Genomic DNA, 11,886 nt, shown 5'->3' on the forward strand with positions numbered 1-11,886 from the left:
AAAAATAGCAGCTACTTTATGAAAATGTAGCTGCCTTATTTACAGCAAATAATTAATTGATTTCTTTGACTTCAACTCGTAATTCTTTAGGTACTTCAAAGACGATATTTTCTTCCCGTCCCTGTAATTCCACAACAGAATCTGCACCTAGCTCTTTAAGTCGATCAATAACTTGCCTAACTAGAATATCGGGTGCTGACGCCCCAGCCGTTAGGCCAATAATATTTTTACCTGCTAGCCATTCTGTTTTGATATCCTCTGCGCCATCAATTAAAAATGCAGGTTTTTGCATTCTAGATGCTAATTCAGCAAGGCGATTTGAGTTCGAGGAGTTTTTAGAACCGACAACTAAGACAATATCAGCACGTTCAGCAAGCTCTCTCGCAGCTTCTTGGCGGTTAGTTGTTGCGTAGCAGATATCATCTTTACGCGGCCCGACAATGCTTGGGAAACGCTTTGTCAGTGCATCGATTACATCTGATGTATCATCGACTGAGAGTGTTGTTTGGGTCATAAAAGACAAATTATTTTCATCTTTCACGGTTAACTTCCAAACGTCTTCAGGGCTTTCAACAAGGTACATACCACCTTCAGGGTTACTGTATTGCCCCATAGTACCTTCAACTTCAGGGTGGCCTGCATGCCCAATTAAAATAGCCTCTTTACCTTTGCGGCTTGCACGTGCAACTTCCATATGAACTTTAGTGACCAATGGGCAAGTTGCATCGAATAACATGGTTAAATCACGTGAACGAGCTTCCTGACGAATAGCTTGTGATACGCCATGTGCCGAGAAAATTAAAATTGAACCATCAGGCACTTCAGAAATTTCTTCAATAAAAATAGCCCCACGCTGCCGTAGATCATCCACAACATAACGGTTATGAACCACTTCATGACGAACGTAAATAGGTGCGCCGTAAATTTCCAACGCCCTTTCTACGATACTAATTGCACGGTCTACACCTGCACAAAATCCACGAGGATTAGCCATTAATATTTGCATTGTGATCCTCCAATTGCGGGTCTACTTCAAGCACTTCTATTTCAAAGCTAATCTGCTGCTCTGCCAGAGGATGATTAAAATCGACTGTGATAGATTCGCCTTCGATCGATTTTACTACCCCTGGCATTTCACTGCCATTCATCGCGCTAAATAACATGATAGTACCAATTTCAGGTATACCTGTTTCAGTAAAATCACGCAATGAAAAGTATTGCACTAAATCAGGGTTATGTTTCCCAAAAACAGTGTCTCCGGGTAATGAAAAGTTTTTCTTTTCACCTTCATTGAGGCCAATAAGCTGGGCTTCAAGTTCTGGAGATAAAGAATCATTCCCTAAGACAAACAACGCAGGCTTTCCTTGTGCGTGTGAGGAATCTGCGGTAGAGCCATCTTCCAATTTCAATGTGAAATGCAGTAAAACAGAGCTCTGCGCCTGTATTTGAGTAGACATAAACCAAACCTATTTTGTCATAAAATTCAGCCCAGAAAATCTGGGCTGTGAGTTATTGCATTGTAACCTATTGTGTCGCCAATTTATTTAGCTTTTTCTTGCTTTGGTTTATCTGGCAAGAAACCTTCAAAAATGACGAGTGCTGCACCAATACAAATGGCCATATCAGCTAGGTTAAATGTTGGCCAATGCCAATTACCGACGTAAAAGTCAAGGTAATCAACAACAAAGCCATGAACTAACCGGTCACTCAGATTACCAATTGCACCACCAATAATTAATGCATAAGCAATATTCGATAAGCGCTTTTGTGCACTTTGGCGATACATCATAACCATTAAAATAATGGAGATCCCAACCGCTATCCCAGCGAAGAACCAACGCTGCCAGCCGCCTTCATCCGCTAAGAAACTAAATGCAGCACCAAAATTTTGGGCATACATGATGTTGAAAAACGGCATTACAGGATGCGGTTCGTACAGATTGAGATCTTTTAGCACTAATTGCTTGATCCCTAAATCCGCAACGATGATCACAATGGTTAACCATAACCAACGCAGACCGGTCGAACAAATTGGCGCCTTCATTAAGCAAACTTACGGGTTTCGCCGTTGCCGGCTACGTTAGTCACACAGCGACCACAAATTTCAGGTTGCTCGCTTGAAGAACCAATATCACTCGCATAGTGCCAGCAACGTGGGCATTTTTCACCCACAGCTTTGCTGAAAGCAATTTTCAGGCCGCTTAATTCACTTTCTTGCGCATCCACTGGCGCTGTTGCAATATCTGCAACTGTAGCTTGTGATGTCAGTAGCACAAAACGTAGTTCGTCACCTAAGCTTTGCAGTTTACTTGCTAATGCTTTATCAGCATACAGTGTGACCGCCGCTTCTAATGAACCACCGATGTGTTTATCTGTACGAGCTTGCTCTAACACTTTATTCACTTCGCCACGAACAGCTAACAACTCAGCCCAGAAACTGTTGTTCATTTCGTTTGACGCATCTAAACCAAATAAACCGTCATACCATTCTTCGGTTAAAACAAACTGTGAGCGCTTACCTGGTAACTGGTTCCAAATTTCATCTGAAGTGAAAGAAAGAACAGGTGCAACCCAACGTACTAATGCTTCAACAATGTGGAACAGAGCAGTTTGACAGCTACGACGCGCTAAGCTATCACTTTTCGCTGTATACTGACGGTCTTTGATGATATCTAGGTAGAACGACCCCATTTCAATGGAGCAGAAATGCATTAAACGCTGAATGACTGATAGGAAGTCATACTCATCATATGCTTTAGTAATTTCAGCTTGAGCTTCAAGCGCACGGCTAACCGCCCAGCGGTCTAGCAGCACCATATCTTCAGGCTTAACCATGTCTGTTTCAGGATTGAAGCCATTCAGATTAGCCAATAAGAAACGAGCCGTATTACGAATGCGGCGATAAGAATCAGCGGCACGTTTTAAAATTTCATCAGAAACAGCGATTTCGCCCGTATAATCCGTTGATGCCACCCATAAACGTAAGATATCCGCACCCAGTTTGTTCATGACATCTTGTGGGCTCACTGTATTGCCTAACGATTTAGACATTTTGCGGCCTTGGCCATCAACAGTAAAGCCGTGTGTCAGAACTTGGCGGTAAGGTGCTTTACCTTTCATCGCAGTTGATAGCATTAATGAAGACATAAACCAACCACGATGTTGGTCTGAACCTTCAAGGTACATATCCGCTGAATTACCGTGGAACTCAGGGCGAGCATCAACCACTGCAAAATGTGTCGAACCAGAATCAAACCACACATCTAATGTGTCAGGGACTTTTCGGTAAGTCTCCGCTTCAGCGCCTAATAGCTCTTCTGGGTCAAGATCCCACCATGCTTGAATACCATCGACCTCAACACGCTTAGCAACCTCTTCCATTAATTCTAATGTACGAGGGTGCAACTCTTCAGTGTCTTTATGAACGAACAGAGACATTGGTGTGCCCCATGTACGCTGACGAGAAATACACCAATCAGGGCGATTTTCAACCATTGCCTCAATACGAGCACGACCCCAGCCAGGAATCCATTGAACAATATCAATTTCCTTCAATGATTGTTCACGTAAGCCGTTTTTATCCATACCGATAAACCATTGAGGTGTCGCACGGAAAATAACAGGAGTTTTATGGCGCCAACAGCATGGGTAGCTATGTTGAATTGCTTGTTTATAGAGCAATGCCCCTTTTTCATCGAGTAATTCAACGATCAGGTCATTCGCTTTAAAAATAAATAGCCCATCCAATGTTGGGTAGGTATTTGGTAGGAAACAGCCATCTGGACCCACTGGGTTCGCTGTTTCTAAACCATATTTTTGACCAACAATGTAGTCTTCAGGACCGTGGCCTGGCGCCGTATGAACGGCTCCCGTACCGGCGTCTAATGTCACGTGGTCGCCCAAAATTGCTGGAACATCAAAGCCCATAAATGGATGTTGGAAGCGCAGCAATTCCAGCGCAGTGCCTTCACACTCACCTAACACTTTCCACGACTCGATACCGGATGTTTTCATCACATCTTCTACGAGGTCGGCAGCTAAAATGACTAATTCGCCATTTGCTTCAACTAAATTGTATTTGAATTCAGGATTCAAAGAAATTGCACGGTTAGCAGGCAAAGTCCAAGGGGTCGTCGTCCAGATAACTAATGAAGGTGTTTTTTCACTAACAATGCCAAATTTTTCGCATACGGCTTTGCCATCTACCGCAGGGAAGCGAACGTAGATAGAAGGGGACGTTTTGTCATAATATTCCACTTCAGCTTCTGCAAGTGATGAACCACACGCAGTACACCAGTGAACAGGTTTAGCCCCTTTCACTAAATGGCCATTTTCGATGGTTTTTGCCAATGCCCTAATGATATGAGCCTCAGTTTTAAAATCCATCGTTAGGTAAGGTTTATCCCACTCACCTAAAACCCCTAAACGTATAAAATCAGCTTTTTGCCCTTCAATTTGCTCTTTTGCATATTGACGGCATTGTGCACGAAATTCAGCGGCAGAAACTTTTTCGCCCGGTTTACCTACGATTTGTTCAACTTTATGTTCAATAGGTAATCCGTGGCAATCCCAACCAGGAATATACGGGGAATCATAACCCGACAACCCTTTGGATTTAATAATAATATCTTTGAGAATTTTGTTAACTGAGTGACCAATATGAATACTACCGTTCGCATATGGAGGGCCATCGTGCAGAATAAACGTTTTCTTGCCCGATTTTGCTTTACGGATTGCCTGATACAAACCTTCTTTGTACCAGCGCTCTAACATCTGTGGTTCGCGTTTAGCGAGATCGCCACGCATTGGGAACCCTGTTTCTGGTAGATTCAGGGTATTTTTATAATCACTCATCGATTCTCAGTTCCAATTTTCCGCTAAATTATCTGATTCCTATTGCAGTAAGATATTCTCTCGCTGCAATTACATCATTAGCAATTTGCTCCTTAAGCGCTTCCAACGAAGCAAACCGCTGCTCATCACGTAATTTTTTACGTAACACTACATCAATATGACGCCCGTATAAATCCATACTTGCATCAATCAGATGAACTTCTAACTGCGTTCCTTTTCCAGATACAGTCGGTCGTGTGCCGATATTCGCCACACCAGGTAAAGGCTTATCGCCTAAACCATAAACTTCTACAGCATACACACCTGTAACTGGTGTGACTAAACGTTTTAACGGCAAGTTAGCTGTGGGAAAACCGATTGTCCTACCGAGCTGGTTACCATGTACGACCCGCCCGCTAATACGATAAGTATGCCCTAACAGATTTTCTGCCAATTCAAGGTCATTGTCTTGTATCGCTTTTCTAATAGCCGTGCTACTGATACGAAGACCCGAATCACAAAAGCTTTCTGTATCTGCAACCTCAAAACCGAATTCATGACCCGCTTGTTTTAAAAAGGTAAAGTCACCCATACGATTTTTCCCAAAACGGAAATCATCGCCAATAGCAAGGTACTTCACGCCTAGTTTGTTGACAAGTAAGTCCAATACAAACTCAGCCGGAGTCAATGACGCAAAGTGCTGGTTGAATTCAACACATAAGAGGTAATCAATACCACTATCTGCAAGATATTTCACTTTGTCTCGCAAACGTGTCAAACGCGCAGGCGCTTTGTCACCAATAAAAAACTCAAGAGGTTGTGGTTCAAAAATCATCACTACCGTTGGTAGCCCTAACTCCGCACCTTTGAGCTTCAAATTTTGAAGTAAAACCTGATGCCCACGATGGACACCGTCAAAATTACCAATAGTCAGCACGCAACCATGATGGCACGCCCGGATATTCTGTATACCGCGAATTAGCTCCATAACAGGCTCAATACCGAGGAAATTGCAGGATTATACCTTGTACGACGCCTAAGGTTAACCTTAGTTCGCAAAAGGTTTCATTAAACCCTATTTTTTTGATCTCTACACGATTTATTACCGACCCATTTTATGTGATTAGTCGGTTATAATGCTACCCAAACAGAGCTGTTAGGCACGAATATCAAAAACGTTGGGATAACCAATGGATTATCAATACAACAAATTTGTTCCGAGGTCTCTAAAAATATTAAATTTTTATCGTTTTCTCATCAATGCCTATAGCTAAACATAGATTACGATTAATAAGCAACCAATAACCGGGTAAATTTCATACTACCCACTGATTGATAGGCCAAATTTTTTTTTAGTTTTCATTTTTTTCAAATATCTGCCATCAATTACGCATTTTTTCACGCTAAGATCTGTATTCTTCTCATATTTGCTGATAGAATCTTGCACCATTCACAACGCATTAGCATCGAAGTACACGATGTTTATTTGCACAAATCCATTGACAAATGAAGGGCGAAAGGGCATATTCCTCGACCTTTGAATTGTCCTCAATAGAATACATTTGGGAGTTGGACCTTGGCTAATATCAAATCAGCTAAGAAACGTGCCGTTCAGGCAGAGAAACGTCGCCAGCACAACGCTAGCCGTCGCTCTATGGTACGTACTTTTATCAAGAAAGTTTACCTTGCTATCGCTGCTGGCGATAAAGAAGCTGCTCAGAAAGCATTCAATGACATGCAACCTATTGTTGATCGCCATGCAAGTAAAGGCCTGATCCACAAGAATAAAGCAGCACGTCATAAAGCTAACTTAGTTGCTCAAATTAAAGCAATGTAATTTTGCTTCTTGATTAGCTAAAAAAACCGGCTTTTGCCGGTTTTTTTGTCTGCTAAGCTTTTTTCTCTACGCTATTAAATGGAACCGAGAATAGATCAGAAAAATCTTTATTACAGACACGTTGTACCGCAGGGTGCTGGATCATCCTTTCGGCAAAAATAACATAATACTCTTCTTTTACACTTTCTAAACGCCCTAACTCCACAATATCATCACCACCTAAAAGATCAGGTGTATATTGAGATGGAGCGACAAAAATTGCATTATAATGCATACCAAATGCTTTCATTAATGCAGCATCATCAAACTCACCTAACACTTCCACTTGTAAATTTTTATTCCGTATCCAAGCGAGTATATGCCGACCTAATAGATAGCGCCGTCCCGGTATTAGTAAACGACGTTCTTCTAAACATTCAGGAAAGGGTTTTTTAGGGATAGGCTGACGGCAAAAGAAGCTCATGCTGCACTCCCCGAGTTTTACCGAGAACAAGCCTTCTTGTTGAGATGAGTCAACAGGGCAATCCGATAAAATCATATCGAGCTTATGTTGACTAAGTTGTTCTAATAGCAGCTCATGCGTTGACTCAAAGCAGCGCAAGTGAATTTGCTCATGCTCAACAACTGTAGTTTCTAATATTTTACTGACTAACTGTTTTGATAGTGTATCTGCCACTCCTACATCAAACAGTAGATTAGATTCCCGGCTATAATTGACGATATCTAACATTTCTTGGCTAAGCATAAACATTTTGTCTGCATAGCGAAAAATTAATTGCCCAAGCTCGGAAGGAACTAACCCACGCCCCTGCCGCTTAAACAATTTCCCCCCTAAACGCTCTTCTAGTGCTTTTATTTGCCCTGTAATTGTTTGAGGAGTCAGGTAAAGTGCTTCCGCTGCTCCAACTACAGAACCTTCTTTGCATACATGCCAAAAGTAGTAAAGGTGGTTAAAATTAAGATGTGAAACCCGCATATCTATTCCTTTTGCACCGCCAACAGTAATCATCCGCGCTGCTGGTTATACACGTTTACCTGTACCCCATAACTCAGGAGCTTTCATTTAAATGCCGCAGTATATTCACAATATACTGCGGCATATCATAGAGTATTAGCTCGGAAATTCTTACTAATAATTTGAAAAATTATTTCGATAGTATGAACTATACTGACTCTTTTTGCTTCGGTAAGACTACCCTTAACATAAAATAACCTAAGAATGCTGCTAATGTAGAGCCAATTAAGATCCCTAGGCGTGAATAGGTACTATACACCTCATCAAGCCCATCAAATGCGAGACCCGTTATAAAAATAGACATAGTAAAACCGATCCCACATAGAACCGAAACAGCAAAGACTTGCTTTAAGTTAATCGACTCAGGTAATTTTGCAAACCCAAGTTTTACCGAAACCCAACTAAACAGAAAAATCCCAATTGGTTTACCGAGAATAAGCCCCGCAGCGACACCTAATGGCAATGGGCTGAGTAACCCTTCAAAAGTGACGCCTTGTAGCTGAACGCCCGAATTCGCAAAAGCAAATATAGGTAAAATTAGATAGACAACCCATGGGTGTAAAACATGCTCTAATTCTTCAGAAGGCTTAGTCTTATTCGTACCATGTAATGGAATTAAGAAGCCAACAATAACACCCGCTAATGTAGCATGAACACCTGATTTTAATATGCACACCCACAGTATGATACCAATAACCAAATATGCGGCAGTATTCTCAACCCTACGCCAATTCATTACACATAACAAGGCGATACATAATGCTGATAAACCTAAGGCAATCAGAGATACAGAACTTGTATAGAAAAATGCAATAATAACAATGACACCAAGATCATCAATAATGGCTAGTGCTAATAAGAACACTTTTAATTCTGTTGGTACACGCTTTCCTAATAGCGCCATCACTCCCAATGCAAATGCAATATCAGTTGCAGCAGGTATCGCCCAACCTTGTTGAGTAACACTGTCTCCGCCATTAAATAAAAGGTAAATTAATGCAGGTGCTAACATTCCTCCAAGTGCTGCAATTGCAGGAAATATGGCTTTATCTCGTCCAGCAAGAGATCCTTCTAATAATTCACGCTTTACTTCAAGGCCAACAACCAAAAAGAAGATCGCCATTAAGAAGTCATTAATCCATAATATCAATGGCTTATCCAAACCAAATTCTGATATTTTAATGGACACGGGGATATCTAAAAATTGCTGATAAGCCCCTTGTAATGGTGAATTAGCCATTACTAAAGCGACTATGGCAGCAATAATCAGAAGTAAGCCCCCTGCTGCTTCTAACCTTAAAAATTTACGAATAATTGCTGTCATATATATAACCCCAGTATTTTTTTGAATGTTAATACTATGCTAATTATTAATTCGTAAAAAATCGTTTATTTATCCATTACCACTCGGAATAGACGATGTTTTAAGGGCGATGATCACGCTAAATGATAAAAAAACGTTAATTTTACTATAGACAATTTTTATAAAAACAAATAATAACTTTTGTTAAAAATAAACTTTATAAATTCAACTTTTATTACAGTACAAAATCTACATTTCTTTATGTCCTGATAAAAGCTTCCTCCTTTCTTTATTCGATTCCTTTCGCAAAAAAGTTAAATGTGGGAGACTGCTAATAAAATAGTTGCCAAGCGCTTCTCAAAAACGATGTGGTTAATTTGCCAATAAAACACTAACGATTACTATTTAACGATGACAACTTACGTACTATTTGCCGTACTTTTCGCTGCTTTTTGCCATGCGACTTGGAATGCCCTAGTTAAATTTGGCAGTGACCGTTTCTTCGGCCTTGTGATGATTTCTTTTTTTTCAGGGGTATTAACCATACCTGCAATACTTTGGCTTGGTTTACCTTCGCCTGAGGCCATCCATTGGCTTGCGTTATCGGTACTGTTTCATATTGGTTATACCTACTTTTTGAGTCAGGCTTATACATACGGCGATCTAGGGCAGATTTACCCAATATCTCGTGGGTCTGCACCTTTAATAACGGCTCTACTTAGTGCTTTATTATTCAATGAGTTAATACCATTAATGGGGTTTATTGGCATCCTATTAATTATAAGTGGTGTTGTCTTAATTGCTTTTGCAGGGAAAAAATTCACCTTAAATATCAATGGGAAGGCGCTCACCTTCGCTTTATGTACCGCTTTTTTTACGGCTTGCTATACCCTATCAGATGGTCATGGTTCTCGATCTAGCGAAGACCCTGTGGTGTATACACTTTGGTTATTTTTATTAAATGGGGTCGTATTAATCGTACCTGGCATCATTAAATACCGTCGTCGTTTATTGAGCGGGGTTCAGCAATATTGGCGTTCAGGGCTATTAGGTGGGTTAATGCAACTTATCAGTTACGGGATTGCAATATGGGCAATGAGCCAAGCACCTATTGTCGTCGTTGCTGCCATTAGAGAAACCAGCGTTCTGTTTGCCATGTTTTTATCGATTGTTTTTCTGAAAGAAAAGTTCAATATGATGCGGGTCATTGCCTGTGTCGTTATTTTATTTGGTGTCTTACTCGCTAAACTCAGCACCTAATATACTAATACACTGATATTACTAATAAAATAACTATTAGTTTTTATAATAGTCTCTGTAAACTATCATTGGTATATCAAAATACCCAGAGTGATTGCAATTAACTTCACTCTCAAACACCCTGAAACGATATATAAAAAACGCAGCTAATTTTTCATTTAGATATGAGGCAATAATGTCATTCTCAAAATCCTTACTAGCACTAACTGTTATCAGCGCTTCTTTCACCAGCTTTGCTGCTACGCCCGCTGATATCATGATTGTTGATGGTACTGTCCTCACTATGGATAATAAAAAACAAGTTATCGACCACGGAACCGTTGTGGTTAAAGACAACAAAATCATAGCTGTTGGGGGGCCTGAGCTAGCAAAAAATTATCAAGCATCAGATGTTCTAAATGTTAATGGTGATATTGTTATGCCTGGGCTAATTAATACCCATACTCACGCCTCTATGACTGTATTTCGCTCTTTAGCCGATGATGTGCCTGACCGCTTACATCGCTATATTTTCCCATTAGAAAGCAAAATGGTATCTCGTGAGATGGTACGTATTGGGGCAAATCTCGCCAATATCGAAATGATTAAAGGTGGTGTTACCACATACGTTGATATGTATTATTTTGAGGATGAAGTCGCTAAAACAGTAGATAAAATTGGTTTAAGGGCGGTACTAGGGGAGTCAGTCATCAAATTCCCTGTGGCTGATGCGAAAAATGCCGATGAAGGCATTGAATATGCCGTTAACTTTATTAACCAATATAAAAATCATCCACGTATTACACCAGCTTTCGCCCCTCATGCTCCCTATACCAATTCAACTGAACATTTGCAGAAAATTGCTAAGTTATCTCAAGAACTGAATGTGCCAGTGATGATCCACCTCGCCGAAACAGACCGTGAACAAGAAGAAATTGCGAAACGCACTGGTGGTAAAAGCCCTGTTCAGTACATGGCTGATATTGGCGCATTGAATAATAAAGTTATCGCCGCCCATGCCATTATGGTCGATGAAAAAGACATGGATTTATTAAAGCAATATGATGTAGGTGTCGCACATAATATTAGTGCGAATACTAAATCAGCTAAGGGAGTTGCTCCCGTAACAACTATGCTAGAAAAAGGAATTCGGGTAGGTCTAGGGACCGATGGGCCGATGTCGAGCAACACGCTAACCACCTTAAATGAACTCAATTTGGTCGGTAAAATTCACAAACTCGAAAATAAAGATAGAGCTGCTATGCCACCTATTACCGTTGTTGAAATGGCAACAATGGGTTCTGCTCGAGCACTACATATGGAAGACAAATTAGGTTCCCTTGAAGAAGGTAAGTTGGCAGACATTATTGTTATTGATACTAAATCACCAAATATGGTTCCTATGTATAGCCCATATGCTGCTTTAGTGTATGGAGCCAATGGCTCGAATGTTCGCCATACTATTGTTGATGGTAAGCTATTGATGAAAGATCGCCAATTACTGACCGCAAATGAGGGGTCAATTATTGCAGAGGCCCAAGATTTTGCTAACCAAGTACGTAAAACGGTGATTGCTAGCGGAGAAGTTGTTAAATAAGGTATAAAAATGGCTGACTTCACCATATGTAAAGTCAGCCATCCAGCTTGATTTATTATTAA

The 11,886-nt window shown here is 40.7% G+C and carries 10 protein-coding genes; 3 read left to right on the forward strand and 7 right to left on the reverse strand.

Annotated features, from left to right (window positions below; translation table 11 throughout):
- Nucleotides 1–52: 52 nt before the first annotated feature.
- The 5 genes from ispH to ribF all read right to left on the reverse strand — a co-directional run bounded on the left by ispH (nucleotide 53) and on the right by ribF (nucleotide 5,821).
- A complete protein-coding gene (ispH, locus tag ACPEH5_RS06775; protein WP_042846977.1) occupies nucleotides 53–1,006 on the reverse strand; it encodes a 4-hydroxy-3-methylbut-2-enyl diphosphate reductase in 954 nt (317 codons plus the stop codon).
- Complete coding sequence (fkpB, locus tag ACPEH5_RS06780; protein WP_042846978.1) at nucleotides 987–1,457, reverse strand: FKBP-type peptidyl-prolyl cis-trans isomerase; 471 nt, start codon at nucleotides 1,455–1,457, stop codon at nucleotides 987–989. Before fkpB ends, ispH begins: the two co-directional genes overlap by 20 nt.
- An 83-nt stretch (nucleotides 1,458–1,540) precedes the next feature.
- On the reverse strand, nucleotides 1,541–2,044 hold the full coding sequence (gene lspA, locus ACPEH5_RS06785) for a signal peptidase II (RefSeq protein WP_042846979.1): 504 nt from the start codon (nucleotides 2,042–2,044) through the stop codon (nucleotides 1,541–1,543).
- Nucleotides 2,044–4,854 (reverse strand): isoleucine--tRNA ligase, encoded by a 2,811-nt coding sequence (gene ileS, locus ACPEH5_RS06790; RefSeq protein WP_042846980.1) that lies wholly within the window; start codon nucleotides 4,852–4,854, stop codon nucleotides 2,044–2,046. The genes lspA and ileS overlap by 1 nt, the downstream gene beginning before the upstream one ends.
- Nucleotides 4,855–4,882: 28 nt before the next feature.
- On the reverse strand, nucleotides 4,883–5,821 hold the full coding sequence (ribF, locus tag ACPEH5_RS06795; protein WP_042846981.1) for a bifunctional riboflavin kinase/FAD synthetase: 939 nt from the start codon (nucleotides 5,819–5,821) through the stop codon (nucleotides 4,883–4,885).
- 588 nt (nucleotides 5,822–6,409) lie between these two features.
- Between ribF and rpsT the strand changes: the two genes are divergently transcribed.
- Nucleotides 6,410–6,670, forward strand: a complete 261-nt coding sequence (gene rpsT / locus ACPEH5_RS06800) for a 30S ribosomal protein S20 (RefSeq protein WP_042846982.1) — start codon at nucleotides 6,410–6,412, stop codon at nucleotides 6,668–6,670.
- 52 nt (nucleotides 6,671–6,722) lie between these two features.
- Here rpsT and nhaR read toward each other — a convergent pair whose 3' ends face one another.
- On the reverse strand, nucleotides 6,723–7,646 hold the full coding sequence (gene nhaR / locus ACPEH5_RS06805) for a transcriptional activator NhaR (RefSeq protein ID WP_048608452.1): 924 nt from the start codon (nucleotides 7,644–7,646) through the stop codon (nucleotides 6,723–6,725).
- 187 nt (nucleotides 7,647–7,833) lie between these two features.
- Nucleotides 7,834–9,009, reverse strand: coding sequence for a Na+/H+ antiporter NhaA (nhaA, locus tag ACPEH5_RS06810; RefSeq protein WP_048608421.1), 1,176 nt, complete (start codon nucleotides 9,007–9,009; stop codon nucleotides 7,834–7,836).
- A 390-nt stretch (nucleotides 9,010–9,399) separates the two neighbouring features.
- On the opposite strand from nhaA, the gene ACPEH5_RS06815 reads away from it, so the two are divergent.
- Complete coding sequence (locus tag ACPEH5_RS06815; protein ID WP_129466869.1) at nucleotides 9,400–10,248, forward strand: EamA family transporter; 849 nt, start codon at nucleotides 9,400–9,402, stop codon at nucleotides 10,246–10,248.
- A 175-nt stretch (nucleotides 10,249–10,423) separates the two neighbouring features.
- Nucleotides 10,424–11,824 (forward strand): amidohydrolase, encoded by a 1,401-nt coding sequence (locus tag ACPEH5_RS06820; protein ID WP_048608426.1) that lies wholly within the window; start codon nucleotides 10,424–10,426, stop codon nucleotides 11,822–11,824.
- The last annotated feature ends 62 nt before the right edge of the window (nucleotides 11,825–11,886 follow it).

Source organism: Providencia sp. NPDC089933 (assembly GCF_049545585.1).
In the GTDB taxonomy this organism is placed as follows: domain Bacteria; phylum Pseudomonadota; class Gammaproteobacteria; order Enterobacterales; family Enterobacteriaceae; genus Providencia; species Providencia huashanensis.

What these genes read in the sequence shown, in the direction of transcription:
- ispH (WP_042846977.1), bottom strand. Translation starts at nt 1,006, where the DNA reads ATGCAAATATTAATGGCTAATCCTCGTGGATTTTGTGCAGGTGTAGAC.
- fkpB (WP_042846978.1), bottom strand. Translation starts at nt 1,457, where the DNA reads ATGTCTACTCAAATACAGGCGCAGAGCTCTGTTTTACTGCATTTCACA.
- lspA (WP_042846979.1), bottom strand. Translation starts at nt 2,044, where the DNA reads ATGAAGGCGCCAATTTGTTCGACCGGTCTGCGTTGGTTATGGTTAACC.
- ribF (WP_042846981.1), bottom strand. Translation starts at nt 5,821, where the DNA reads ATGGAGCTAATTCGCGGTATACAGAATATCCGGGCGTGCCATCATGGT.
- nhaR (WP_048608452.1), bottom strand. Translation starts at nt 7,646, where the DNA reads ATGCGGGTTTCACATCTTAATTTTAACCACCTTTACTACTTTTGGCAT.
- ACPEH5_RS06815 (WP_129466869.1), top strand. Translation starts at nt 9,400, where the DNA reads ATGACAACTTACGTACTATTTGCCGTACTTTTCGCTGCTTTTTGCCAT.
- ACPEH5_RS06820 (WP_048608426.1), top strand. Translation starts at nt 10,424, where the DNA reads ATGTCATTCTCAAAATCCTTACTAGCACTAACTGTTATCAGCGCTTCT.
- nhaA (WP_048608421.1), bottom strand. Translation starts at nt 9,009, where the DNA reads ATGACAGCAATTATTCGTAAATTTTTAAGGTTAGAAGCAGCAGGGGGC.
- ileS (WP_042846980.1), bottom strand. Translation starts at nt 4,854, where the DNA reads ATGAGTGATTATAAAAATACCCTGAATCTACCAGAAACAGGGTTCCCA.